This window comes from Candidatus Binatia bacterium (assembly GCA_023150935.1).
Classification (GTDB): domain Bacteria; phylum Desulfobacterota; class Binatia; order HRBIN30; family HRBIN30; genus JAKLJW01.
Window position 1 is genome coordinate 1 of record JAKLJW010000183.1, and the last position, 253, is coordinate 253.

At 68.0% G+C, this 253-nt stretch carries 1 protein-coding gene; it reads right to left on the reverse strand.

Annotated elements, in window-relative coordinates; genetic code table 11:
- Positions 1-253 (reverse strand): phosphoglycerate dehydrogenase (locus L6Q96_23640; GenBank protein MCK6557538.1); only part of this gene is annotated, 253 nt, incomplete at both ends.

Below are 253 nucleotides of genomic sequence, written 5' to 3' on the forward strand. Positions count from 1 at the left end.
GTAGTCGGTCGAGCGGCTCGACTTCGACTCGATCACCTTGATCCCGTGCTCGCGGGCGACCACCGGCGCGTTCACCATGTTGACGCGCTCGGTGACCTTCTCGAGCAGGCCCTTCAGCACCGCGATCGTGATCGGCGCCACGCGCAGCTCCGCCACGTCGCCGGCGTACTCGATCTCGATCTCGTCGATCTTGCCCGGGCAGAGCTGGCCCTGGAAGCGGCCGAGCTTCTCGCCCAGCAGGAGGTAGGGCCGG